The organism is Aliikangiella aequoris (genome assembly GCF_053709105.1).
Map to the genome: position 1 here is coordinate 3,274,062 of NZ_CM132298.1, position 25,807 is coordinate 3,299,868.

The 25,807-nt window shown below is 40.6% G+C and carries 28 protein-coding genes and 1 riboswitch; of the genes, 15 read left to right on the top strand and 13 right to left on the bottom strand.

Annotated features, from left to right (window positions below; translation table 11 throughout):
- Positions 1–25: 25 nt before the first annotated feature.
- From ACUR5C_RS14210 to ACUR5C_RS14225, 4 genes are read right to left on the bottom strand one after another with little or no spacing between them, the layout of a single operon-like run.
- Positions 26–859, bottom strand: a complete 834-nt coding sequence (locus tag ACUR5C_RS14210; protein ID WP_454465832.1) for a phosphotransferase — start codon at positions 857–859, stop codon at positions 26–28.
- Positions 837–1,439, bottom strand: coding sequence for a nicotinamide riboside transporter PnuC (gene pnuC, locus ACUR5C_RS14215; protein WP_454465833.1), 603 nt, complete (start codon positions 1,437–1,439; stop codon positions 837–839). Before pnuC ends, ACUR5C_RS14210 begins: the two co-directional genes overlap by 23 nt.
- A 24-nt stretch (positions 1,440–1,463) precedes the next feature.
- Positions 1,464–1,727 (bottom strand): YkoF family thiamine/hydroxymethylpyrimidine-binding protein, encoded by a 264-nt coding sequence (locus tag ACUR5C_RS14220; protein ID WP_454465834.1) that lies wholly within the window; start codon positions 1,725–1,727, stop codon positions 1,464–1,466.
- A 33-nt stretch (positions 1,728–1,760) separates the two neighbouring features.
- A complete protein-coding gene (locus ACUR5C_RS14225) occupies positions 1,761–3,935 on the bottom strand; it encodes a TonB-dependent receptor (protein WP_454465835.1) in 2,175 nt (724 codons plus the stop codon).
- 92 nt (positions 3,936–4,027) lie between these two features.
- Positions 4,028–4,146: riboswitch (TPP riboswitch) on the bottom strand.
- A gap of 202 nt (positions 4,147–4,348) precedes the next feature.
- Between ACUR5C_RS14225 and ACUR5C_RS14230 the strand changes: the two genes are divergently transcribed.
- On the top strand, positions 4,349–6,028 hold the full coding sequence (locus tag ACUR5C_RS14230; RefSeq protein WP_454465836.1) for a glutamine--tRNA ligase/YqeY domain fusion protein: 1,680 nt from the start codon (positions 4,349–4,351) through the stop codon (positions 6,026–6,028).
- Between the two features lie 203 nt (positions 6,029–6,231).
- Here ACUR5C_RS14230 and ACUR5C_RS14235 read toward each other — a convergent pair whose 3' ends face one another.
- The 4 genes from ACUR5C_RS14235 to ACUR5C_RS14250 form a co-directional block, all read right to left on the bottom strand.
- Complete coding sequence (locus tag ACUR5C_RS14235; protein WP_454465837.1) at positions 6,232–6,468, bottom strand: RNA recognition motif domain-containing protein; 237 nt, start codon at positions 6,466–6,468, stop codon at positions 6,232–6,234.
- A gap of 115 nt (positions 6,469–6,583) precedes the next feature.
- On the bottom strand, positions 6,584–6,946 hold the full coding sequence (locus tag ACUR5C_RS14240) for a YbjQ family protein (RefSeq protein WP_454465838.1): 363 nt from the start codon (positions 6,944–6,946) through the stop codon (positions 6,584–6,586).
- Entirely contained in the window at positions 6,943–7,395 is a 453-nt protein-coding gene (locus ACUR5C_RS14245; RefSeq protein ID WP_454465839.1) for an anti-sigma factor family protein, read from the bottom strand. Before ACUR5C_RS14245 ends, ACUR5C_RS14240 begins: the two co-directional genes overlap by 4 nt.
- Complete coding sequence (locus ACUR5C_RS14250) at positions 7,392–7,931, bottom strand: RNA polymerase sigma factor (protein WP_454465840.1); 540 nt, start codon at positions 7,929–7,931, stop codon at positions 7,392–7,394. Before ACUR5C_RS14250 ends, ACUR5C_RS14245 begins: the two co-directional genes overlap by 4 nt.
- Before the next feature lie 578 nt (positions 7,932–8,509).
- On the opposite strand from ACUR5C_RS14250, the gene ACUR5C_RS14255 reads away from it, so the two are divergent.
- The 7 genes from ACUR5C_RS14255 (at position 8,510) to ACUR5C_RS14285 (ending at position 15,307) form a co-directional block, all read left to right on the top strand.
- A complete protein-coding gene (locus ACUR5C_RS14255; RefSeq protein WP_454465841.1) occupies positions 8,510–8,938 on the top strand; it encodes a RidA family protein in 429 nt (142 codons plus the stop codon).
- Between the two features lie 71 nt (positions 8,939–9,009).
- The gene (locus ACUR5C_RS14260) at positions 9,010–9,540 is read left to right on the top strand and encodes a 3-hydroxyanthranilate 3,4-dioxygenase (protein ID WP_454465842.1); all 531 of its coding nucleotides are present in this window, start codon (positions 9,010–9,012) and stop codon (positions 9,538–9,540) included.
- A 20-nt stretch (positions 9,541–9,560) separates the two neighbouring features.
- The gene (locus tag ACUR5C_RS14265; protein ID WP_454465843.1) at positions 9,561–10,580 is read left to right on the top strand and encodes an amidohydrolase family protein; all 1,020 of its coding nucleotides are present in this window, start codon (positions 9,561–9,563) and stop codon (positions 10,578–10,580) included.
- 5 nt (positions 10,581–10,585) lie between these two features.
- A complete protein-coding gene (locus ACUR5C_RS14270) occupies positions 10,586–11,413 on the top strand; it encodes a cyclase family protein (protein WP_454465844.1) in 828 nt (275 codons plus the stop codon).
- A 71-nt stretch (positions 11,414–11,484) separates the two neighbouring features.
- A complete protein-coding gene (kynU, locus tag ACUR5C_RS14275) occupies positions 11,485–12,765 on the top strand; it encodes a kynureninase (RefSeq protein WP_454465845.1) in 1,281 nt (426 codons plus the stop codon).
- Between the two features lie 10 nt (positions 12,766–12,775).
- Positions 12,776–14,149 carry an FAD-dependent oxidoreductase gene (locus ACUR5C_RS14280; RefSeq protein ID WP_454465846.1) on the top strand — a complete coding sequence of 458 codons (1,374 nt, stop codon included), beginning with the start codon at positions 12,776–12,778 and terminating at the stop codon, positions 14,147–14,149.
- A gap of 111 nt (positions 14,150–14,260) precedes the next feature.
- Entirely contained in the window at positions 14,261–15,307 is a 1,047-nt protein-coding gene (locus ACUR5C_RS14285) for an RDD family protein (RefSeq protein WP_454465847.1), read from the top strand.
- A 25-nt stretch (positions 15,308–15,332) separates the two neighbouring features.
- Here ACUR5C_RS14285 and ACUR5C_RS14290 read toward each other — a convergent pair whose 3' ends face one another.
- The 3 genes from ACUR5C_RS14290 to ACUR5C_RS14300 are packed head-to-tail and all read right to left on the bottom strand — an operon-like array spanning position 15,333 to position 17,255.
- Positions 15,333–15,701 carry a response regulator gene (locus tag ACUR5C_RS14290; protein WP_454465848.1) on the bottom strand — a complete coding sequence of 123 codons (369 nt, stop codon included), beginning with the start codon at positions 15,699–15,701 and terminating at the stop codon, positions 15,333–15,335.
- A gap of 24 nt (positions 15,702–15,725) precedes the next feature.
- Complete coding sequence (gene ubiA, locus ACUR5C_RS14295; RefSeq protein WP_454465849.1) at positions 15,726–16,733, bottom strand: 4-hydroxybenzoate octaprenyltransferase; 1,008 nt, start codon at positions 16,731–16,733, stop codon at positions 15,726–15,728.
- Positions 16,734–16,754: 21 nt separating this feature from the next.
- Positions 16,755–17,255 carry a chorismate--pyruvate lyase family protein gene (locus ACUR5C_RS14300; RefSeq protein ID WP_454465850.1) on the bottom strand — a complete coding sequence of 167 codons (501 nt, stop codon included), beginning with the start codon at positions 17,253–17,255 and terminating at the stop codon, positions 16,755–16,757.
- A gap of 145 nt (positions 17,256–17,400) precedes the next feature.
- Here ACUR5C_RS14300 and ACUR5C_RS14305 point away from each other — a divergent pair, with 145 nt between their 5' ends.
- Both ACUR5C_RS14305 and ACUR5C_RS14310 read left to right on the top strand, forming a co-directional pair.
- The gene (locus ACUR5C_RS14305) at positions 17,401–17,565 is read left to right on the top strand and encodes a rubredoxin (protein ID WP_454465851.1); all 165 of its coding nucleotides are present in this window, start codon (positions 17,401–17,403) and stop codon (positions 17,563–17,565) included.
- A gap of 148 nt (positions 17,566–17,713) precedes the next feature.
- Positions 17,714–18,118: a flagellar basal body-associated FliL family protein gene (locus ACUR5C_RS14310; protein ID WP_454465852.1), complete on the top strand. Its 405-nt coding sequence runs from the start codon at positions 17,714–17,716 to the stop codon at positions 18,116–18,118.
- 66 nt (positions 18,119–18,184) lie between these two features.
- Here the strand turns inward: ACUR5C_RS14310 and tdh are convergent, their stop codons facing one another.
- Complete coding sequence (tdh, locus tag ACUR5C_RS14315; protein WP_454465853.1) at positions 18,185–19,210, bottom strand: L-threonine 3-dehydrogenase; 1,026 nt, start codon at positions 19,208–19,210, stop codon at positions 18,185–18,187.
- A gap of 59 nt (positions 19,211–19,269) precedes the next feature.
- Positions 19,270–20,463 carry a glycine C-acetyltransferase gene (locus tag ACUR5C_RS14320; protein ID WP_454465854.1) on the bottom strand — a complete coding sequence of 398 codons (1,194 nt, stop codon included), beginning with the start codon at positions 20,461–20,463 and terminating at the stop codon, positions 19,270–19,272.
- 364 nt (positions 20,464–20,827) lie between these two features.
- Between ACUR5C_RS14320 and ACUR5C_RS14325 the strand changes: the two genes are divergently transcribed.
- From ACUR5C_RS14325 to hslU, 5 genes are all read left to right on the top strand, one after another.
- Positions 20,828–21,070, top strand: a complete 243-nt coding sequence (locus tag ACUR5C_RS14325) for a GrxA family glutaredoxin (protein WP_454465855.1) — start codon at positions 20,828–20,830, stop codon at positions 21,068–21,070.
- Positions 21,071–21,207: 137 nt separating this feature from the next.
- Positions 21,208–22,893, top strand: coding sequence for an arginine--tRNA ligase (argS, locus tag ACUR5C_RS14330; RefSeq protein ID WP_454465856.1), 1,686 nt, complete (start codon positions 21,208–21,210; stop codon positions 22,891–22,893).
- 13 nt (positions 22,894–22,906) lie between these two features.
- The gene (locus ACUR5C_RS14335) at positions 22,907–23,509 is read left to right on the top strand and encodes an SPOR domain-containing protein (protein WP_454465857.1); all 603 of its coding nucleotides are present in this window, start codon (positions 22,907–22,909) and stop codon (positions 23,507–23,509) included.
- A gap of 283 nt (positions 23,510–23,792) precedes the next feature.
- Positions 23,793–24,338, top strand: a complete 546-nt coding sequence (gene hslV / locus ACUR5C_RS14340; RefSeq protein ID WP_454465858.1) for an ATP-dependent protease subunit HslV — start codon at positions 23,793–23,795, stop codon at positions 24,336–24,338.
- A gap of 64 nt (positions 24,339–24,402) precedes the next feature.
- The gene (gene hslU / locus ACUR5C_RS14345) at positions 24,403–25,728 is read left to right on the top strand and encodes an ATP-dependent protease ATPase subunit HslU (protein ID WP_454465859.1); all 1,326 of its coding nucleotides are present in this window, start codon (positions 24,403–24,405) and stop codon (positions 25,726–25,728) included.
- Positions 25,729–25,807: the final 79 nt, after the last annotated feature.

The following is a 25,807-nucleotide window of genomic DNA, read 5'->3' on the forward strand; positions in this document are numbered from 1 at the left end:
TGTAAAACCGAGGCTTTTTAAAACTTTATTGCGTTTCATCCCATAGTTTGCAAACTAGATCATATAAAGACTTCATTTCATAGAACTTGTCTTTATGAAAAAAAGTAGAAGATAAATTTGAATAACACTTCAGTAGTCTCAATTCTTGTTCAGAATTTAAATTGAAATTTAAACTAACGCCTGCCAAATCGAACAAAGGGTCACTAATGCAGCAGTATTCCCAGTCAATAATATAGAGCGAGTCCCCTTTAAGAATATTGCCTGGAGATAGGTCATTATGACAGGTTTTACTTGGTACAAAACTTTTACTAAAGATTAACCCTTGCTTTAAATATTGAGTATAAGTGGTTTCTTTTTCTGGGTGCGCAGCCACAGCTAAATCATAATAGTGTTGCAGATGAGCTTTCATATTTAAAATTGGCAAAGTACCAATATCTGCATGTAAGTAACTTAAAAATAAACACAACTGATCTATGTTTTGCGAATCATCAAAATATTCCGCACTTAACGGCATCGCATCTAGCCATTCAAAAATTCTAATTTCTGCGGCATCTAAATAACATTTTGCTAACCAAGGTTGAATTTTTTGATTATGTGATAATAGTTTACAAATAGGGTAAAAATTCTTTTGCGGCAGCCGCTCTAGCTTGCTTGCGTCGATCATTTGTACAAACAACTTTTTATGACCCAAAGTTAAGCAATAATTAAAATTGGTCACGCCACCAGCTTGCGGCCGCCAATTGGCTTCATTGCTTAGCTCTTCTAAACAACTAACGTCAAGCGTAGCAACTACAACCGATAATTGTTGCCAACTAGTTGCCGAGTATGGCCACCAATTAGGTTGGGTTGGAGTTTTCAAAGTGTTTTTTCCATTGTATCCAGCCAGTGATTGCCATAAACGTATAAACCGCGAATAACAAAGCGGTTAACGCGAAGCCTTTGTTAAGGTAAAGATAGATAGAAAAAGCGTCAATTACAACCCAATAGATCCAGTGCTCTAAAACTTTCTTGGCCATCATATAAGTGGCGACAATAGCAAACCACGTTGTAAATGAGTCTAAATAGGCAAAATCTTGGTCAGTATATTTTTCAAGTAAAAAGCCCGAGACCAAAACCACACCACATAGACTAACGCTCAACAATAGATGCGACTTTAGAGACCACCTCACAATGGGTTTGGTAGACTCATTACTTTTAACAAAAGACCATTGATACCAGCCATAAACTGCCATGAGTAAATAATACGCGTTTAAAATAGATTCCATGTAGAGACTAACGTCAAAAAAAAGTACCGCGTAAATAGCGGTGCTTAAAAATGCCGCGGGCCAACACCAAACGCTTTCCTTAATGGCAAGAAAAATATAGAAAACAGCAAGGACAACCGCTAGCCATTCCCAGTGACTCGTAACAATGACTTGCTGAATAAGGTTTTCAATCACAACTGACTTCTTCTGTGTTTTTTGTTATTCAACTACGCGGCTTGCTGCTACGTCACCATTTAAAAACTTTGCGACAAAAACTTGCTTACCATACTTTTCAAAAGAAAAACGAACTACTTTGTTTAATAAACTCATTACCGCATCATATTCGCCGAACACTTGAGTACTCATGCTATTGGTCACGCATTCAACATCGCTTTGCGCATTGAGCATTTCTACAACTTCTTTAATAATGGATAAGAAATCGTCAGACAATGGATATAAACTTAACTCTAGAGAAATCCGCATGTTTTTGCCTTTTTTGTGTTTTGATTTTGACTTTTAAAAACTTTTGCTAGCTCTTATTCCATAGACTCTGGGGGCCGCAAACTGGAAATAACCCTCGGTTTCATAGAACTTTCTAGGGTCATTACCAAAGCTACCAAATCCACGTGTTTGAATTTTTTCGTTAGTTGCATTATTAACAAAAACATTTAACGACCAACTTTCAGCTTGATAGGCTAAGTTTAAATTTAACTTAGTATAATCGCGAGATTTAAGTTGGTGACGGTCAGAAAAATAAAACTCGTCTTTTAATTCCAGCTGAGGTGTTAAAGTCCATTTATCATTAATAAAATAATCAATTCCAACGACTGCTTGATACTCTGGCGCGTGAGCCACAGCTCTACCATCTAAATTATAAGGTACTGGTGGCTCAACTTGTAGGTTGGCCAAGTTGTGAGTAAAGCTACTAAAATCTTTAAACTCTGTGTGAAGCAAACCAACACTGGTATAAACACTCGCGTCGTCCCAACCTAGCCATTGCAACTCAAACTCGAGCCCGTAGCTAATACCTTGCGCTGAATTTTTAATGTAATCATTAAAATCACAAGGACACTCGCCGCCTTCGGTTAATAATCGGCCATCGGCACGCGAAGTCACTCTTGATTGCTTCGATTGAATATCTTTTCTATGCTGATAGAAAACACTAGACTGTAAGATCACTCTATCTTCTAACCAGTTACCTTTGACACCCCACTCTAAGTTCCACATAAATTCTGTCGCGTATGCGCGATCTGAGGCTGGTATTTCAGGACGATTATTAAAACCACCAGCTTTGTAACCTCGCGACAATAATAAATAAAACATGCGCTCTCGAGCAAAAGCATATTCTATAGCCAGCTTTCCACCCCAAAAGTTTTCGCTGCCCTTAGCTAAGATTGCATTGTTATCTTGATAGTCAGTTTGTTGCTTCTCGAACCTTAGGCCAGAAATCAATGACCACTTAGTGCCCAGAGGCGATTCAACTTGCCCATAGAGTGCATAATTGTTTTTATTTAACTCGCTATTAAAATCACTGGTGTTAAAAGTATATTCTCGAATTAAACGAGTCTCTTGCTGGCGCGCGTATAAACCGACAACCCAATTACTCTGTTGACTATTTGAGTTGGATAACCAACGTAAATCTAGGCTATTGTTAGTATTCTCTCGAATGTAATTGTCAAATGATGAATACCACCAATCAAACCCAAACAAATCTGAGTCACAAGCCGTACCTTCACAAATTGCAGGATGACTCCAGTCTTCGTCATAACCATATTCTGAGTCAGAGTTTGCACGGCTTACTAAAGTTTGGATTAAAGTTTCGTCTAAACTCCACTGCGCTTTTACCGAGAAAGCGTTAGTGCTTTGTTTATCAAAACCAGGCTCATCAGAATAAGTATTGAAATTGCTGTCTAAACTAAAAGCATCATATCCATTATCAATATCGGCAAAAATAAAATTAGTTTCTAATTGAAAGTCTTGGCTAGGTTGATAAAAAAGCTTTAAACGAGCACTTGTTTCATCAATATTGTTAGTGTCGTCAGTTTGTAAAAACACATTTTTCATGTGTCCATCACTTGCATACTGACCAACAGCAAAGCGATAGAGTAACGCGTCGGTAATTGGGCCTGTAGCGACAATTTGCGAATTGTAGCCCGAATGACTTTCGACACCAGCAGAAACTTTAAAGTTTGGCTCGGCAGAAGCTTGATTAGAAACAATATTAATTAATCCAGCAAGCCCATTAGCGCCATATAGAGTACCTTGTGGGCCACGCAAAACTTCAACCTGTTGAGTATCGATTAAAGTAGCCGCAGACGCGATTCCTGTCATATCAATACCATCAAGAACCACGCCCACAGAATAGTTTACAGGTTCAGAAAACTCACTTCTTTCTCCAATTCCACGAACTTGAATAAAGCGACCTCTTGATGCCCCTGTAGCAAAATTAACATTAGGGGCTAAGTTCAATACGTCAGAAAGGTGATGTGCATTATTTTTAATTAACTCATCTTCAGACAAAACGCTCACGCTAGTCGGCAGGCGCAATACACTTTTATCTCTGAAATCAGCGGTTACTACAACAATGTTTTCGTCTGTTACGGTCGGCTCAGATTGCGCTTGCGCAAAGGCTTGTGGTAAGCAAGAATGACTTAAGATAAGGCAAGTTGATACGGCTAAGGTGGACTTCATAAACCACTACTCCAAATGATTTCACTATGTAGCTTGGGGTAGGAAGTAAGAAACTGCACGACGCTAGCTTTTTTTAAGCAACGAATAACTCTAGAGGTGCACTTCCCTGTCCCTACGCCAGCATTAACTGGATCAAGTTCTAAGGGTTCAAGTTATTTAACTTCAATAACGTTACTTCTCAGGCTAATTCTAGCCGCCCCTCAGGGTAATTAGCCGAGATTATAACTCATGCATATCATTACGCCTAGTTTAGTCACCTAAAAGCCATGCTTAAATAATCTGATTAAGAGCTTCGAGAATTAGCTTATCTAAGGTAAAATCACGCTTTTGAGGCCATATCTACATTTTATTGGCTTTAATATTGCGTTTTGTGCGCTCAACTTTCGACCATACAGCAGAGAATTAGACTTAAAATGAGTACCGAAGTGACCAAACCAGCGAATTTTATCCGACATATCATTGAAGCCGATTTGGCGTCGGGTAAACATCAAAAAGTGCAAACTCGCTTTCCACCAGAGCCCAATGGCTTTTTACATGTGGGTCATGCAAAGTCTATTTGTATTAATTTTGGATTTGCTAACGACTATCAAGGTCAATGTAATTTGAGGTTTGATGATACTAATCCAGCCAAAGAAGAAGCAGCTTACGCAGAAGCTATTGCAGAAGACGTCAAGTGGTTAGGATTTGAATGGTCAGGCGAAATTCGCCATGCTGCCGATTATTTTGATCAGCTTTATCTTTATGCAGAAGAGCTCATTCAAAAAGGGCTGGCATACGTAGATGAGTTAAGCGCAGAAGAAATGCGCAGCTATCGCGGTAATTTAACACAGCCCGGAAAAAACAGCCCTTATCGCGAGCGAAGCCTTGAAGAAAATTTAGATCAGTTTCGGCGCATGAAGGCGGGCGAATTTGCAGACGGCGAAAAAGTATTGCGCGCCAAAATTGACATGGCATCACCTAATATGAATATGCGCGACCCGGCGATATATCGTATAAAGCGTCAGCACCATATTCGTACCGGAGACAAATGGTGCATTTATCCTACTTATGATTTTACACACTGTATTTCGGACGCCATAGAAGGCGTGACTCATTCGCTGTGTACGCTTGAATTTGAAGATCATCGACCGCTTTATGATTGGGTATTAGACAATATTTCTATCGACTGCCACCCGCAGCAAATAGAATTCTCTCGACTCAACCTTGAGCATACAATTACCAGCAAGCGAAAGCTCAATTTACTGGTGACAGAAGGTGTAGTAGACGGCTGGGACGACCCAAGAATGCCGACAATTTCTGGCATGCGAAGACGTGGGTTTAGCGCTTTTGCGATCAGAGATTTCGTTATGCGAACCGGTGTTACTAAGAAAGTTCATACCGTTGAAATGAGCTTACTAGAAAACTCAGTTCGCGAAGATTTGGGCGATAATGCTCCTCGCGCCATGGCAGTTCTTAACCCGCTTAAAATTACGCTAACAAACTACGAAGATAACAAAGTAGAAGAAATTAATGCACCTAATCATCCGCAAAATGAGTCTATGGGCAGTCGAAAAATATACTTCTCAAAAACTATTTTAATCGATAAAGACGATTTTAGAGAGAGTGCCAATAAAAAATATAAGCGTTTAGTGCTCGGCAAAGCTGTCAGATTGCGTAACGCCTATGTTATTACTTGTGACCAAGTTATTAAAGACGAGAATGGTGAAATTACCGAACTACTTTGTAGTTACGACCCTAACACTTTAGGAAAAAACCCAGAAGACTATAAGCCCAAAGGCGTTATTCACTGGGTATCGGAAAGTCATTCAAGAACAGCAACAGTTAGACTCTATGATCGTCTATTTAATGTGCCAAATCCTGGCGCAGCAGAAGATTTTTTAGCGACAGTAAACCCAAGCTCACTACAAGTTATTGACAACGCACGAGTAGAAATGAGTTTAGCAAATGCCAAGCCAGAAGACGCCTTTCAATTTGAGCGAGAAGGTTATTTCTGTGCCGATAGATATCAACATAGCGAAGAAAATTTAGTTTTTAATCGCACGGTTACCTTGCGGGACAGTTGGGCTAAAATTGAAGCTAAACAGCAAGACTGAGCTAACTAAACTTGCAACAAAAAAGGCGCTTAAAGCGCCTTTTTTGTTGTTGCCGAAACTTATAATGACCTTACCAATATCTTGCACTCACTCCAAAAACAGGCCTAGCCATTATTTTAAGCGATAGACTCTGAGCGCCTCTTAAGTAGTTAAGAAACAATGAAGCGAAAACAATCACCTCTGCCATGACAGACAAACCTATATTAGTTGGCTTTTTTCACTCTAATTTTATTACCACCTAGTTCTAATCCATTTAACTTTTGGATTGCCGCTTTTGCTTCACCTGCCTTGGGCATTTCTACAAAACCAAACCCTTTAGACAGCTGAGTCTCTTTGTCTAAAACCAAATCACATGATTGCACACTGCCCTGCTGTGTAAAAAGATCTTTTAATTCGCTTTCTGTTGTTGATCTAGCGAGATTTCTAACCAAAATTTTCATACCTAACCTTTTACCAATTAATTTATTAAACGACCGAGATCGTTCTATTTAGAATAGTCAAAGCATAGCACATTAGCGTTAGTGGCTTATAGGTATGAATAGTGTAGCAAGCATTTTAAGTCTGCTCGTTTAACTCTTCGAGTAAATCATTGGCATCTTCAACTAAAACCGCAGTACCATATACCACTAGCTCTGCAGCACCTTGTGCTATATGAGAAGTAGAAAACTGAAGTCCGACAATCGCGTTACCTCCCAGTTCTGCTGCATCTTGCATAATGCGATCAAGTACCTGCTCTCTACTTTCTGCTAATAACTTAGTATATTCATGAATTTCGCCCCCCACAATTCCCCGCATCCAGGCGAGTAAATCATGTCCAATGTGGCGTGCTCTAATGCTAGTGCCGCGTACTAGCCCTAAGTGCTTTATTATTTGCTTACCGTAAATAAACTCCGTGGTCGAAAGGATTACTCTGCTCATAACTTCACTCGCTTATATTTATCATTTTTTAAACTGAGTAGCCTTTGGCGTAATACACTCACTAAAAGCAACATAAAACCACTCCCTAATAACCCCACAAGTCCTTTTTCTATTAAGCCAAGCTCAGGATGCGTAAAAATCATGTAAAGCGTTAACAACATTGCAGCTATTGCCGAGATAAAAACGAGCGCAAGACCAAAAATTCGGCTTGTTTTAACGATTGGCTCTTTAAAAAGTTTATCTAAATGTTTTAACTCTTTATCTTGTAGGCTTAAAGACTGTACTTCATTGCGCATTAATTTAAGCTCAGTATATAGCTGTTGATACTCTGAGTCGGAGTCTAATAACAGCGCCACTTTTTGCGCTTCTTGTTGGGTGAGTTCGCCATCGATATAACCCGATAAACGCATTAATTTTTGATCTTCATTTGAATCTAACGAAGGGTTCATAAGTCGCCTCCTAGTGAAATACCCCGATTAATCAGGATTTCTCTTAAAGCCATACGCGCACGATGTAGTCTAGACATAACAGAACCGTTGGCAATACCTAAAATTTTTGCAATGTCAGCGTAACTAAAATTATGATAATCACGAAGTAGAATGATTTCTTTTTGTTGCATTTTTAATTCGTTAATTGCTTGCTCAAGCGCCTCTTTCAACTGCAATTGATGTAGGCTTTTATCTGGCTCTAAAGAGTTTGGCGCGCTCGAATGATAATCTTCGTGCTCTACCTTTGGTACGCGTTTTTTATGTCTTAAAATATCAATAGACTTGTTTCTTACCACGGTAAAAAGCCACGGTTTAAATTCAGGATGATCTAAGCGCGGCGCATTGGCATGATTAATCCCCTTTTCAATCGAGGCTTGCACGACTTCTAGCGCGTCATCTCTATTGCTTAGCAAACGATACGCGAGCGAATAGGCTTGTCGCCGATAATCCTCAAACTCTTCTGACACCTGCATGGTGTATTCCTTTAATTTCGTCATTATTTAATAAGCTACCTTCACATATTACGATATAAAGTATTGAACCGAAAACTAAAAACTCATGCTATCGAGTTATTTTTGTCATAAACGTAATGCCTTAATCTTACTGCCCTAATAGCTAACAGGCACAATAGCAGCGACCTGTCCGACAGAGCAATTAGCGCAATAACGAATGATTTAGCAAACTATTCCCATTGGCTCATTCTTTTATTTGAGCTGACTAACAGCCATTGGTTGACTAAAAATGCTTAATTTATGCCGATATAAGGTTTACAGCGACAACAATTGCTCCTAAAATCAGTCTATTCAAGTTCCTTTTTGGCTATTGATTAACTTATCTAATGAAATCAATAAAAATTAATAAATCATCGCACAACATCTTTGCTAGCCAGCAAGGTTGCAAGTTTATTTTAAACTAGCCTTCTCCTTTTCTATCGCGCAACTCCTCTGTGCTAAGCTTTAATTGGCTTATACCCAATCCAGTGACTTAACAGTGCTTTCTTAGACGAAATAGTCACTAATAAATGTTCAACTTTAGAACTAGATTAATATTCAGAAAAAACATCAAGGGTTTCACTATGACTCAGCAAAACAACACCTTTAATACCGATAACGCGCCTAAACCAGTCGGCCTATACCCTCATGCGCGTCAAGTTGGAGATTTACTCTTTCTTTCTGGCGTTGGCCCTCGCAAAGCCGGTACTAGCGAAATTCCTGGGGTCACGCTCAATCCTGATGGCAGCATTGCAGCTTATGATATTGAAGCCCAGTGTCGCAGTGTTTTTGACAATGTAAAAATAATACTCGAAGCTTCGGGTTCAAGTTGGATGAACTTAGTCGATGTCACCGTCTTTCTCACGAACATGAAAGATGATTTTAAGACTTATAATCGAATTTATGCAGAATACTTTGCTGACAATCAACCTTGCCGAACAACGCTAGAAATTAACTGTTTACCGACACCTATCGCAATAGAACTAAAATGTATAGCAACAGTTAAAAAATAACCAAGCTAAAAGTCAGCGGCCTAATAAAAAGTAACTTAGTGAGCCAACTCACAAGATTAAGGAGCTAAACGATGAGCGCACCAATGCAAGTAATAAACTTTCAGCAGTGGATCAACGATAATAGAGACAAGTTGAAGCCTCCGGTATGCAATAAAGAAGTTTACCGTGAAGGAGACATGATAATCATGGTGGTTGGCGGCCCAAATGGACGCAAAGATTTTCATTACAACGAAGGCCCTGAGTTTTTCTATCAGCTTGAGGGAGAAATGCTGCTACGCACCCAACAAGATGGAAAAGTTGTAGACTACCCTATAAAAGCAGGTGAAATATTTTTACTCCCGCCCAAAGTACCTCATTCTCCAATTCGCTTTAAAGACTCTATTGGCTTGGTTATTGAGCAAGTTCGTCGCCCTGAAGACACTGATGCTTTAATGTGGTTTTGTGAAAACTGTAACCACCAACTTTACCATGAGTCATTTCCACTAAAAGATATAGAGAATGATTTTGGCGCCGTTTTTAATCGCTTTTTATCCAATGAATCACTGCGCACTTGTGAACAATGTGGCGAAGTCATGCCACATAACCAATATGAGTTTAACTAAAAAAATTAGGAATATTCACAATGCTTACTATCGACATACATACCCACATATTGCCTAAAGAGTGGCCAAACCTAAAAGAAAAATATGGTTATGGTGGCTGGATTCATCTCGACCACCACCGCTGCGGCTGCGCCCGCATGATGAAAGACGAAACCTTCTTTAGAGAAATTGACGCTAACTGCTGGGACCCTCAAGTACGTATTCAAGAGTGCGATCAACATAAAGTCAGTGCGCAAGTTTTATCCACGGTTCCAGTGATGTTTAGTTATTGGGCTAAGCCTCTGGACGCACTTGATATTTCAAAATTATTAAATGATCACATAGCGGGTATTTGTGACCAATACCCACACAGGTTTGCTGGGTTAGGGACCATTCCATTGCAATCACCAGATCTTGCAATTAAAGAGCTAGAGCGCTGTATGCAACTTGGCTTGAGTGGCGTTCAAATTGGCTCTCATGTTAATGAATGGAATTTAAATGCACCCGAACTATTTGCCGTATTTGAAGCAGCACAAGATTTAAATGCGAGTATATTTGTCCATCCATGGGACATGATGGGGAAAGATCAAATGAAAGACTATTGGCTCCCCTGGTTAGTCGGTATGCCTGCAGAAACCTCATTGGCGATTTGCTCGATGATATTTGGAGGCGTTTTTGAGCGCTTACCGAACCTTAAAGTGGCTTTTGCCCATGGCGGTGGTTCGTTCCCTTCAACTATCGGTCGAATTGAACATGGTTTTAATTGTCGCCCCGATTTAGTGGCTAAAGACAATCCGATTAACCCACGAGAATACCTCGATAAGTTTTATTTAGATACGCTCGTTCATGACGCACCTATGTTGGATTACTTAATCAATCTTATGGGCGCAGACAAACTAGCACTTGGTAGTGACTACCCTTTTCCGCTAGGCGAGCTGCAACCAGGAAAACTGATTAATCAGCATATACAAGACGAAAAAATAAGACAACAATTGCTCCACGGTACTGCACTTGAATGGCTTGGACTAGAGGCAGAACGTTTCTTAGGCAAGCAGGATTGAGCCTTATGGAACTAACTGTAAAGATCGCATCAAAACGATACCACGTAGACCTTACAAACTCGCTAAATATTGCGATCACGCTAACGCCTAACCAACCACAGCCAAATCATTTTGGCGCGCCTAACTGTACCAGCAAGCCACTATCCGCTGACGGCTTTATCGGTGACACGCAACAAGGCGGAAGCTGCAATGTAAACCAACTAACGCTAGTTGCTCACTGCAACGGCACACACACTGAATCTGTTTCACATATAGTTAACGAACCTATCGCGGTATTTCAAGCAATACCGCAAGCGCTGTTTCCTGCGGTGTTAATTTCATTAAAGCCAGAAATAGCTAGCCAAGTTTCAGATCACTATGCCGCAGGATTTGATTCTAACAATCGAGTCATTACTAAAGCTCAAATTCAGGCTCAGCTCAAACATTTTAGTGACCAAGAATTACAAGGCTTAGTGATTAGAACCTTACCTAATCCAACTCATAAACAAACTGCCGTTTACAGCGAGAAAAATTATCCCGTTTATTTAAGCAATGACGCCATGAGTTATATTTTGGAACGCAAGGTTCAACACTTAATGGTGGACTTTCCTTCCGTCGATAAAATGTATGATCAAGGAGAGCTAAGCAACCACCGTATTTTTTGGCAAGTTAATCCTGCCGAAAAGAATCTAAACGCAAAGACACAAACCGCCAAAACAATTTCTGAAATGGTTTTTGTTAGTGACACAATTGTCGATGGCCTTTATTTATGCAATTTACAAGTACCACGAATATTGACCGATGCTGTACCTTCAATGCCAGTATTGTATAAAACGACCTTATTAAACGAATAATTTTTTATAACAAATTAATTTTTACCCTCGCGGTATTACTGAAATTAGCTAACTTTTTGAATGAGACTATTATGCAATTTGAAAACAATTTAAACTTTGCACAAACTTTGGATAAAAATGATCCTCTAGCCAAAATGCGAGATGAGTTTCATATTCCCAAGCAAGCTAACGGCGAAGATGAAATCTATTTATGTGGTAACTCGCTTGGGCTGCAGCCTAAAAAAGTTTCAGAATATTTAAATTACGAGCTCAGTCAATGGCAAAAATTGGGTGTGAAAGGACATTTTAGTGGCGATTTTCCTTGGATGCCCTATCACGAATTTTTAGCCCAAGGCTTTGCAGATTTAGTCGGCGCTAAGACTAGCGAAGTAGTCGCAATGAACTCTTTGACAGCCAACTTACACTTTATGATGGTGAGCTTTTATCGGCCAACTGCCACACGAAATAAAATTCTTATTGAAGAACACGCATTCCCCTCAGATCACTATGCGGTTGAGTCACAAATAAAATTTCACGGGTTTAATCCTGCCGATTCCATGCTCTTTGCTAAGCCAAGAAATCAAGAAGCGAGTATTCGAACTGAGGATATTCTTGAAATCATTGCCAACCACGGTGATGAAATTGCGCTCGTCATGTTACCTGGCGTTCAATATTATACTGGTCAAGTATTTGACATGCAGGCAATTGCCGCTGCAGCAAAGGCCAAAGGCTGTATGGTAGGCTTTGATCTAGCACATGCGACAGGCAATGTAGTGATGAAGTTAAATCAATGGCAGGTAGACTTTGCTTGTTGGTGTAGCTACAAATATTTAAACTCTGGACCGGGATCTGTCGCGGGCTGCTTTGTTCATGAAAAGCACCATAACTCCGCAGATTTACCCAGATTTGCTGGCTGGTGGGGTCACGATAAGTCGACCCGTTTTAAAATGGAAAATAGTTTTCAACCAATGCAAAGCGCCGAAGCTTGGCAACTTTCTAATCCCCCTATTTTGTCATTGGCAGCGATTCGTGCTTCGCTAGATACGGTTAAGCAAGCCGGAGGCATTCATGAGCTGGCTAAAAAATCTCGTCAACTAACCGATTATTTAAGATTTTTACTTAACGAAGAGTTGGGCGACGACATCCAAATTTTAACGCCTAGTACAGAAAACGAATATGGGTGTCAGCTTAGTTTAACGGTCAACACTCACGGGCTCGACGGTAAAACCGTATTTGATCGAATTGAAGCCGCCGGAGTGACTGGAGATTGGCGACACCCTAATGTTATTCGCGTCGCTCCGGTGCCTTTATATAATACTTTTAGCGACTGTTTTAACTTTGTCAAAATTCTCAAAAAAAGTTTACAAGCTTAGGATTAGCGACATGAAAAATAAAAAAATCACTTTAATCGGTGCAGGATTAGTAGGCAGCTTAACCGCCGTTTTTTTGGCCAAGCGAGGCTTTCAAGTAGAAATTTTTGAGCGCCGCCCCGACATGCGCAAAACCGATATCTCTGCTGGTCGCTCAATCAACTTAGCACTCGCTAATCGCGGTATTCACCCACTAAAACAAGCCGGCTTAATGCCTCAAGTAGAAGCCATGCTTATACCGATGAAAGGCCGCATGATCCACGATATATCCGGCAATCTAAACTTTCAACCTTATGGTCAAAGGCCAGAAGAAGAAATTTACTCAATTTCTCGTGCTGATCTTAACTCTTTATGTATGGATGCAGCTGAGAGCTTTGGCAACGTGAGCATTCACTTTAACCAAAAATGTACTCAAGTGAACCATGCAGAAAATACCATTGAACTCACCGATGAACAAAGCGGTGAAATTACTCAGCACAGCTTTCAGCACTTAATCGGTACCGATGGTAGCGCCTCTGCAGTTCGTCATGCTATCCATAACCAGTTAGACGGCATAAACTCTATTGAGCCACTCGGTCACAGTTATAAAGAGCTCACCATTCCTGCAACCGCTACAGGTGACTTTCAAATTGACAAAAATGCACTTCATATTTGGCCTCGAGGCGGCTTTATGATAATTGCTTTACCTAATTTAGACGGTAGTTTTACAGTTACTCTGTTTATGCCCAATGAAGGTGAAGTCAGCTTTGCTAGTATTAATACCCCAGCAAAACTGAATCAATTTTTTAGCGATTACTTCCCCAATTTATTGCCGCTATTACCAAGTTTGCAAAATGACTTTTTTAACAACCCTACAGGCAGTTTAAGTACAGTAAAGTGCTCTCCTTGGCACTATAAAGATAAAGCTCTGTTGCTTGGTGACGCCGCTCATGCAATTGTACCTTTTCATGGGCAAGGTATGAACTGCGGGTTTGAAGATGTTTACCAACTCGATCAGCTTATTGCTCAATCAGCTCACGATTGGGAGAGCGTATTTTCACAAACTGAAAAACTGCGCAAACCTAATGCAGACGCGATTGCCACAATGGCTATTGAAAACTACATTACCATGCGTGATTCGGTTAATGACGCGCAATTTATACTTAAATCTAAAATCGCATTTGAACTAGAAAAGCGTTTTCCAGACTATTTTTGCCCTCGTTATTCCATGGTAATGTTTCACCGGCTACCTTATGCAGAAGCATACCAACGCGGCATTATTCAAAATAAAATACTGGTTCAACTGAGCGAAAATTTAACAAAAATAGAACAAGTAGATTGGCAACGAGCAGAGCAACTAGTGACCGAGCAACTAGCGAAACTCAATTTAAACCCGGCAGAAATTTAAGGCCAATGCGGCTCACTAAAAAAGCTCAACAAACGAATAAGCAGCGTCGCAACTTGACAGCAAAGCACAAAAAATCTACTTTGACTAAAACACGGCTAAAGAGAACCCATTATGTCTAACACTATCAATTGTCAGTCTTGCCAGGCGGCCAACCCTTACACGGCTAAATTTTGCGTAAGTTGTGGAAACTCTTTAGCTGCAATGTCACATTCGCCATATGATTCACCACAACAACAAGACGCACCGATAATGGCTGCAGATTATATTTATGCTGGTTTTTGGAAGCGTGTCGTTGCTTACTTTATTGACTACATTATTATCTACATCCTAATTTCTATCATTAGTGTTGCTGTTTTAGGGGTATCGGTAGCACCGACTAATTTAAATTTTGCGGTCGCGCAGGCTGTTATGTTAGTTGGAATTTGGTTAGCCATTTGCCTGCTATATTTTGCATTGCTTGAAAGCTCAAGCGGCCAAGCCACTTTAGGCAAACGCATGTTAGGTATTAAAGTAACCGATATGCAAGGCCAACAACTAAGCTTTGCTCACGCGGCAGGGAGACAGCTGTCAGGTGTGATTTCTAATTTTACTTTTAGTATTGGCTACCTAATGGCTGCATTTACCAGCCGTAAACAAGCACTTCACGATATTATAGCCAGCGCAGTAGTTGTCAACCGGCACTTTGGCCCGCAACAAATTCAGCAGGTAAACCAAAATCCGCCTAAAGGAATGTCTGCGTTAGCCATTGCGGGCGTAGTAGGGTTAGTTTTAATTATTCCCATTACCGGTATTATTGCAGCAATCGCACTGCCTGCATATCAAGATTACAGTATTAGAGCAGGTATTTCTCAAGGCATAGAACATGCTAAAAGTGCGACACCGGCGATTGAGAATTACGCCGAAGAAAGCGGCTATTGGCCAGTAAATTTTGAGCAAGCAAATTTAAACTCAAACGAATTTAATACCCAACGCTATTACATTCAAGTTACTAACAATGGGAGTTTGGCTATTACATTTAAAAAGCCGGAGAAAATTAGTGGACGCTCAGTTTACCTTCAACCAGAGCTGAATAATAGTGGACGTTACGACTGGTTATGTTATGCCCAAAAAATTAATGAAGCTTATTTACCGAAACAGTGTACCAATAAAAACCTTTAGCCGGGCTGTGATAAATAAAGGCTTACTAGTTTAACCAGTTGTCCAGCATGTCTTTTATGGTTTGCAGTTGAATCGGCTTATTTAGTACATCGTTCATGCCAGCTTGCTTACAGTCTTCAACGATACCGCTAACGACATTAGCGGTTAAAGCGACAATCGGTATGTCTCGATTATCATTCGTTAAATTTCTAATCTGTCGAGCCGCTTCAAAGCCATCCATTACCGGCATTTGACAATCCATAAAGACCAATTGGTAAGTTTCATTCTCCAAGATATTAATAGCTTGCTGACCGTTTTCTGCAATGTCAGATTCATAACCGAGTTTTTTCAAAAACAAGCTTGCTACCCTTTGATTAGCAAAATCATCTTCGACAACTAAAATTTTTGCGGTCATAGCCCTATTCCTTTAACGGAGAATTCACACTGAGGTAGAGAGTAGAATACCACAAAAAATCACAGCCCCAACCCAGTTATTATTCAAAAAAGCATTAAAGCACACTGCCGGCTGACGACTTCGAGCGCTATATATTTGCCATGCGATTAAACACGCTGCAACAATCAAGCTTAAATAATACCAAAAATTTAACTGGTAACTCTGCCCAACAAGCAGCATTCCAAATAAGAAAAAGCCCTGTATTGTCGCAATAATTTGTAAATCGGCTTCACCAAATAAAATAGCCGTCGATTTAATGCCTACTTTTAAGTCTTCTGCTCTATCAACCATTCCATATAAAGTGTCATATGCCAACACCCACAATAAGTTAGCAATATAGAGCACCCAAGCTTGATTCGATATTTCATTATTGGTAGCAGCATAAGCCATTGGAATTGCCATTGAAAAAGCTGCTCCTAATACAACTTGTGGAAAGTAAGTTACGCGCTTCATAAATGGATAAGCTGTTGCAATAATGATAGCGATAACCGACAGCATTAAAGACAGTGTATTGAGCAGAAAAACCAAGGAAAAAGCCACTAAAGCTAAAACAAGAAACAAGCTGACAGCTTCTTTTTCTGAAACTTTGCCGGTTGCTAAGGGGCGATTTTCAGTTCGTGAAACTTTTCCATCAAAGTTACGGTCAGCAAAGTCATTAATCACACAACCGGCTGACCGAGTCAAAAATACACCAAGACTAAAAATAACAATCAAACTGACATTGGGCGTTCCTTCAGCCGCTAACCATAGTGCCCAAAAAGTTGGCCAAAGTAACAACAAAATACCAATTGGCTTATCAACCCGCATTAAAAGTGCATATTGGCGCAGCCGTTCACGTACAAGGGGATTATAATAAAGCCTCACCAACGATTGCTTTATCTCACCAATTAATTCTAGCAAGGTACCCCAAAAAGTAATTTGGGAAGCTCCCTTTGGGCCTCGGTCAGTTGACTCTTGCTTGTTCGCTTTTAATTTTATTTTAGCTTTAGTCACGCTGGCTGCCTATAAGTCAGGTTAAATGAGAGTGTCGTTATAAATAGGACAATCTGGTAAAAACACTTCACTAATTAATAAAGGCCCGCTATCAAACTCAAAGATAGAGCGGCGCATCCAAAGCGGCTGCTCGGTCGCAACATTGAGCTGCGCCAAACTTGGTGGCAATTCTGTCGTTAACTCGACATTCATAAAAGTTCGCTCAGCACCATTTCTACCAAACAAGATTTTTCCAATAGGCTCGTTGTTCAGCATTGAAATGCGTAATGCGCCACCTTGTAAGGTCGCTAAAGGTATTGTGGTACGCGCGAAAAGCCAGTTTTTAGACTGATTTCCCATTTTTATTTCTCGTACCAACGCATATTGGCGTTCTGGTATTTCTAATAAAATACGCTCTTCTGCAGAAACAAACTTTTTGCCCTGATTTAACTTCGTCAATTGCGGTGCAGCGCCCATGACTTGTTTAAAGCGACCAGTTAAGCTGCCCCTATCACTTAGCAACGATAAAATTTGAGCGTTCAATCAATACTCTATTATTTAGTTCTGAATTAGCGAGGATTATAACAAAGTGTCGCCATTTATTGACATTTTTTGCCAGTAACTTGCAGTTTCGGTTAAAAATCTTTATAAATGCGCCTTTGCGATAAAACTATCAAGTGAGACAGTCATGAAAAAGTGGGAATGTATTGTTTGTGGGTGGATCTACGACGAAGCCAAAGGTTGGCCAGAAGATGGAATAGCGCCCGGTACGGCATGGGCAGATGTTCCAGCAGATTGGCTTTGTCCTGAGTGCGGCGTAGGTAAAGAAGACTTTGAAATGGTAGAAATTTAATTTCTACCATTTTCTATGCTTAACTTGTGCTTAGCCTCTTGCGTCCTTCCTTTACCCCGCATTCATCAACCAGGTCTATTTCTAAAAAAAGCCGCAAATTTTCCACTATACTTACAATACCTTATCGTTTTTTAGCAATTTAAATTTTATGAAAGCTCTTTTAATTACTCTGGCAATATTTTTGGTGGCAGCGCTTCCATCGACCTCTTTAAATGCTGCAGAAGACCAAGAGCCACTTATGTACTACCAAATTGACCCTAATATTTTAACTTTTTATCAAAATACGGGGAAAAAGCTTGGCTATATCGTGGTTCAAATACAAGTTGTGGTACGTGGCCAAGATCATTACGATTTGGTTGAAGAGCACTTACCGCTCATTCAAGACGCATTAATCGATTTTTTCAATCGCTTAACTGAGGAAGTGATTAAAGACCTAACACAAAGAGATGCGTTAAGAGAGCAGTCTAAAACGCGGTTAAATGAAGTGCTTAAAGAAGAAACTGGCCAAGAAATTGTCAAAGATATTCTTTTTACCCAGTACGTTTATCAGTAATCCTTAGTAAAGTATTTTGTCCAATAACCCCAACTAGGCGGTTATTGGACATTCATCTTATTCGCCCTAGCTCCAATCTAAAATCACTTTACCCGATTGACCGCTGCGCATAATATCAAAGCCTTGTTGGAACTCGTCAACTTTAAATTGATGCGTGATAATTGGCGTAATATCTAATCCTGACTGTAATAGAGAAACCATTTTATACCAAGTTTCAAACATTTCACGCCCATAAATTCCTTTGATGACCAGCCCTTTAAAAATAACCTGATTCCAATCTACTGCCATGTCACTAGGCGGTATACCCAACATGGCAATTTTGCCGCCATTATTAATCGTTTTTAACATCGACTGCACTGCCGAAGGCACACCTGACATTTCTAATCCCACATCAAAGCCTTCAGTCATTTTTAACTCACGCATAACCGCTTCTAAACTTTCTTCAGCGACATTAACAGCTCTTGTTGCGCCCATTTTTTTAGCGAGATCTAATCTGTATTGATTCACATCGGTAATCACAACGTGACGAGCGCCTACATGACGACAAACCGCTGCCGCCATAATACCAATCGGCCCAGCGCCAGTGATCAAAACATCTTCGCCCACTAAATCAAACGAAAGCGCCGTGTGTACTGCGTTACCAAAAGGGTCAAAAATAGATGCCATTTCGTCCGAAATATCGTCCGGTAATTTAAATGCGTTTACCGCTGGAATTGATAAGTATTCGGCAAATGCCCCTGCACGATTAACTCCAACACCCACTGTATTTCGACATAAATGGCGGCGTCCAGCCCGGCAATTTCGGCAATGACCACAGGTGATATGTCCTTCACCCGAAACCCTATCACCTACTTTAAAGCCCTGCACTTCTTGGCCTATTTTTTCAATCACACCAACAAATTCATGGCCTACGGTCATGGGCACTGGAATAGTTTTTTGTGACCACTCATCCCAGTTATAAATGTGAACATCGGTTCCACAAATTGCAGTTTTCTTAATTTTAATTAATACATCATTGTGACCGACTTCGGGTAGCTCGGCTTTTTCCATCCAAATACCTTTTTTGGCATGGCTTTTTGCTAGTGTTTTCATTTGCGCTATCTCTCACTCATATGCTGGATTGATCTATAAACTTGCCACTAAGGTTTTAGTTAGATCACGCCAAGATTTTTGCCTACTTTTTCAAACGCAGCAACCGCTTTATCAATATGTGATTTATCATGCGCTGCTGACATTTGGGTTCTAATTCTAGCTTGTCCTTTAGGCACTACAGGAAAACTAAAGCCAACCACATAAATTCCCTCGGCTAGCATTTCATTAGCAAACTTTTTAGCTAAAGAAGCATCACCCAACATGACTGGAATAATTGGGTGTTCGCCAGGTAATAACTCAAAACCTAACGCACTCATTTTTTCTCTAAAATACTGCGCATTTTCATTTAGCTTTTGGCGTAAATCATTGCCACTTTCTAACAGGTCTAAAACCTTGACCGACGCCGCAGCAATAACTGGAGCTAAAGTATTTGAGAACAAATAAGGACGTGAACGTTGGCGTAGCCATTCAATGATTTCTTTTTTCCCAGAAGTATAGCCACCCGATGCACCACCTAAAGCTTTACCTAGAGTCCCAGTGATAATATCTACCCTATCCATCACATCACAATATTCGTGCGTTCCACGACCATTTTCACCAATAAAGCCTACCGCATGAGAGTCATCTACTATAACCATAGCATCGTACTTATCCGCCAGATCACAGATTGATTTGAGATCGGCGATAAAGCCGTCCATTGAAAACACCCCATCTGTTGCAATCAATTTGTATCTTGCTCCGGCTTCATTCGCTGCAATTAACTGCTTTTCTAGGTCTGCCATGTCGTTGTTTGCATAACGATAACGCATCGCCTTAGATAACCTAACCCCATCAATGATAGAAGCATGGTTAAGTGAGTCAGAAATAACCGCATCTTCGGCCGTTAAGATAGTTTCAAATAACCCCCCGTTCGCATCGAAGCATGATGAATATAAAATAGTATCTTGCATTCCAAGAAACTGGCTAATCCGATTTTCTAAAGTCTTATGAATGGCTTGAGTTCCGCAAATAAAACGCACCGACGCAAGGCCGTAACCCCAGTCTTGCAATGCCGCTTGGCCAGCTTCAATTAACGCTTTACTATTGGCCAATCCTAAATAGTTATTTGCACAAAAGTTAAGTACATTTTGGCCTGTGGTAACGTGAATATCAGCTTGTTGCTGCGAATCAATCACTCTTTCATCTTTATATAACCCTGTGTCGTGCAACTCATTTATTTGGGCTTGTAAATGATTTAGAAAATCTTGGCTCATAATGTAGCTCTCAATTAAGTTTAAAAAGGTCGGTTAGACGCATCAATTTGCCTGCAATTTTACAGGAATGGCGCAGAAAACCAAACTTAAACTGCGAGGAAAGCCGATACCCAAAAATGGACAATCAAAATTCGCCTATTAACTGGCAGTTTTTGCGAATATTTAAAACTATAGGCCACATACAATTAACTAATGCGCTAAAGTCGCGCCCAAAATAGGGTTTAAATTAGCTTTTTACAATACAAAATATAGACTCATTGAATTAGACTAAACCACCAAGTCACGCCACAATACGCAAAAGACAAAGAAATCAGTTCAGGGCCTGGAGCGTCTCCAGCTTTAACTTAACTTTAAAGGCAACAACATGAAAAAATTTACTATCTTTGGTCGTCCAGGCTGCGGCTTTTGCACTAGAGCAAAGCAATTGTGTGAAATCAATGAGTTAGAATACCGATACGTTGATATTTGGGAAGAAAACATCAGTAAGGAAGATCTCGCAAAAACCATTGGTAAGCCGGTGGAAACTGTTCCGCAAGTTTTTCATGGCGAAACCCACATAGGTGGCTGCGACGATTTAGAAAAATACCTTCCAACCATCATGGAATAAAACCGTAAATAGCATAGCCAAACTACTGCTTTTTTAGCATAATACCTCCTAACAGCTGCAAGAAAAGAAACTAAATTAAGTTTTAGCTCTAAGCAGTTGATTATTAATCACTTTTAAAGTTTTTAGGTATTTATCAAATGAAAGCAGTAGTCGAGACTTGGCTCAATGAAGCAATTCAATCACTCAAACAGCAAGAATTGCTTCCAGAGTCAGTCAATATAAACCTTCAAGTCACCCACACTAAAGATAAATCGCATGGTGACTTTGCGACCAATGCTGCTCTCATGTTGGCAAAGCCAGCCAAACAATCTCCACGCGATGTCGCACAATTGATTATCGAAAATATCGAGCATGCTGCCGAATTAGAGAAAGTTGAAATTGCCGGCCCTGGCTTTATCAATTTCTTTCTAAGCCAAGCCGCATCAACTCAAATCATTGAACAAATACTTGACCAACAAGAAAGCTTTGGGCTCAATCAAAGTGGCCAAAGACGTAAAGTTCAACTTGAGTTTGTTTCTGCCAACCCTACTGGGCCTTTGCATATCGGCCATGGACGCGGCGCAGTAGTTGGCGACTGTTTATCACGCTTACTCAGCGCTAATGGCTGGGACGTAACCCGTGAGTTTTACTACAACGACGCAGGCCAACAAATTAAAAACTTAGCACTATCAGTACAAGCGAGAGCCAAAGGAATCTTACCTCAGTCTGAAGCTTGGCAAGCCGATTGGTACCAAGGTGACTATATTAACGACGTGGCTCAAGCTTTTCTCAATAAAGATACTGTTGAAGCGGCCGACAAACAAGTTACAGCTAGCGGCAACGCCGACGATTTAAACGCAATCCAAGAGTTTGCAGTGGCTTATTTGCGTCGCGAACAAGATTTAGATCTGAAAGCTTTCGATGTTCAGTTCGACGTGTATTTCTTAGAGTCGTCATTATACAAAAATGGTGATATAGAACGCACTGTAAATAGCTTGGTTGAGAAAGGCCACACATACGAAAAAGACGGTGCTTTATGGCTTAAAACAACCGATTATGGCGACGATAAAGACCGTGTAATGCGCAAAAAGGAAGGTGGCTATACCTATTTTCTTCCCGATGTGGCTTACCATGTGAATAAATGGGAGCGAGGCTTTAAACGAGTTGTCAATGAGTTTGGTGCCGATCATCACAGCACAGTCAACCGAGTTAGAGCAGGCTTACAAGCACTAGATATTGGAATTCCCAAAGGCTGGCCAGAGGTCGTGCTGCATCAAATGGTTACTGTTATGCGCGGTAGTGAAGAGGTGAAAATCTCTAAACGCGCTGGTAGCTATGTTACCCTTCGCGACATTATTGATGAAGTCGGTCGCGACGCCACCCGATATTTTTTAGCTGCGCGCCGTGCTGAGTCTCAAATGACTTTTGACTTAGAACTCGCCGCTTCACAAACTAATGAAAATCCGGTGTTTTACATTCAATACGCACATGCGCGTATTTGTTCTGTTTACCGCCAATTAGCCGAACAAGATATTACCTTTGATCCGGCAAATGGCAGAGCAAACCTAAGCTTGTTAAACAACGATTTTGAAAAAGCCTTGCTCGACAGGGTTAGCAAGTACCCAGAACTCATTAAGTCTGCGGCACAGGCTTTAGAGACTCACATGTTGGCTCACTATTTGCGTGAGCTAGCCAATGATTTTCACAGCTACTACAACGCAGAAAAATTTATTGTTTCTGACGCTGCGTTACGCGATGCAAGGTTATGTTTGGTCACTGCAGTTAAGCAAGTACTAACTAACGGCTTGTCAATTTTAGGTGTTAGCGCGCCAGAAAAGATGTAAGTAAGACAACTCAATGCCAAAAGATTACGCTAAGAAAAAAACGCCAGCCAAGAAAAAACGGGGCGCTAGCCGCGGCAATAAAAAGCCTGCCGTACCAGTGAGCCTTTGGCTATTTACGCTGCTATTAATCTCCGCGCTTATTGCAGGGCTTGTTTATTTAAAATGGTATAACCCTGCTAAAACTCTCGAGCCACAAAACCAAACTCAAGTAGGCGCAAAAAAAACCAAGCCCGTGCCCACGAGCGAGCAAAAACCTAAAGCTAGCAGTAAAACCGCAGATGAAATTCCATTTTATGAAGTTCATCAAGAGCTTTCCAATAAAGAAGTAAAAATACCACAGCAAGATTTACAGCTACCACAAAACTATAAAAAATATTATTACACCATGCCTTGCGGCTCATTTAGAGAACAAAGTCGCGCAGAAGAGCTAAAGGCAAGAATCGGCTTTGCGGGCAGTTCATCCGAAATAATCCAAACTCAGCAAGGTTCAACTCAGTGGCATAGAGTGCAGTTAGGGCCATTTAATAGCAAAAGAGCCGCTGAAAAGATTCGCCATAGAATGCAAGATAACGGCATTATCGACTGTAGAATTTTAACCCACCTAAAGAAAGACTAAAGGACAAGCTAATTTACCCCATTGTTGTAAATTTATTACTTGTATATTAACTACTGGTTGATGGTTAGTGATTAGTAGTTAATAGCCATTGGTCAATACGCGAATGGGACCAATACAATATCCAAAAGTAGCGTTCCCTCTCCGCAACTCGGTGCACTTTACCTTGGGTCACTTAAATCCTTACTTTTATCATCAACAATAAATCGCTTATCACACCTTGAAAACAAGCCAATCAAGACCCACATAACAGCAATACCTTTTTATGCCCTTTTAGGAGAGTTTTTTGGAACAATATAGAGGCACAACCATATTATCCGTCCGCCGTAACGGAAAAGTCGTTATCGGTGGAGATGGCCAAGTATCCTTAGGTAATACCGTGATGAAAGGAAACGCCCGTAAAGTGAGGCGCTTATATCACGGAAAAGTCATTGCGGGGTTTGCCGGAGGCACTGCCGACGCTTTTACCTTATTTGAACGATTCGAAGCAAAATTAGAAAAGCACCAAGGAAAATTGATGCGCGCCGCTGTTGAACTTGCGAAAGACTGGCGTACCGACAAAATGCTACGCCGATTAGAAGCGCTATTAGCGGTTGCCGATAAAGAGCACTCGCTGATCATCACCGGAAATGGCGACGTTATTGAGCCAGAAGATAGCTTGATGGCAATAGGATCTGGCGGACCTTTTGCACAATCTGCGGCACGTGCTTTGCTCGACAAGACTGACTTAGAAGCACGCGAAATTGTTGAGTCTGGATTAAAAATTGCTGGTGATATTTGTGTATATACCAACCATAACAACACAATAGAAGAGCTTGATTGCCAAGCCTAAATCAGACTGCTGCTATCTATTACAACTTAAGCCAACCAATAACTGAAAGAATTGGAATATTAAAATGTCACAAATGACTCCACGCGAAATTGTCCATGAGCTAGACAAACATATCATAGGCCAAAATGCGGCCAAAAAATCTGTTGCCATTGCCCTAAGAAACCGCTGGCGCCGCATGCAGGTAAATGAAGAACTTAAAAATGAAATCACGCCTAAAAATATATTAATGATTGGCCCAACAGGTGTTGGTAAAACAGAAATCGCACGGCGCTTAGCCAAACTAGCCAACGCGCCGTTTATTAAAATCGAAGCCACTAAATTTACCGAAGTTGGCTACGTCGGACGAGATGTAGAATCAATTATTCGCGACTTAGTCGATGCGGCATTTAAAATGTTGCGTGAGCAAGCGATACAACAAGTCAAAGTACGTGCAGAAGAAGCCGCAGAAGAGCGCATTTTAGATGCGTTATTACCACCAGCAAGAAATTTTGACAATGAGCCCCAACAAAGTAATGACTCAAGCGCTCGTCAAATGTTTCGTAAAAAGCTTCGCGAAGGCACAATCGACCAGCAAGAAATTGAAATTGATTTAGCTGGCCCCTCTGTAGGTATTGAAATTATGGCCCCTCCAGGGATGGAAGAAATGACCAGCCAACTTCAAGACATGTTTCAACAATCGACTCCATCGAGAAAAAAGAAGCGTAAAATAAAAATCAAAAATGCGTTAAAACTTCTCATCGAAGAAGAGTCTGACAAACTAATTAATCAAGACGAATTAAAAGCTCATGCTGCAGAAGCGGTAGAAAATAACGGAATAGTATTCTTAGATGAAATAGATAAAGTTGCTAAGGGCGATCGCGGCTCTGGTGGCGAGGTCTCTAGAGAAGGAGTTCAACGCGACTTGTTGCCGCTAGTTGAAGGCTGCACCGTGTCGACAAAGTATGGCATGATAAAAACCGACCATATTTTATTTATTGCCTCTGGTGCTTTTCATTTGTCAAAGCCTTCAGATTTAATTCCAGAATTACAAGGTCGCTTGCCAATTCGAGTAGAACTTCAGTCACTAACAACTGACGACTTTAAGCGAATTTTAACCGAGCCAGATGCAGCGCTAACCAAGCAGTACACTGCATTAATGCAAACTGAAAGCCGCGAAATCACCTTTACCGATGATGCGATTGAAACGATTGCAGAAGTTGCTTGGCAAGTAAACGAAACTACCGAAAATATCGGTGCGAGACGATTACACACAGTAATGGAAAAACTCTTAGAGGAAATTTCTTTTACCGCTTCAGACTCTAGTGATGCTTTAATTGTGGACGCAGCTTACGTAAAAGAACAGCTGGGTGAGCTTGCTCAAGATGAAGATTTAACTCGCTTTATCCTATAGTTACCTCACACGAGAAAAACAATTTAAATCACCACAAAAAAAGGCGCTTAAAGCGCCTTTTTTATTACAGCCTATAACC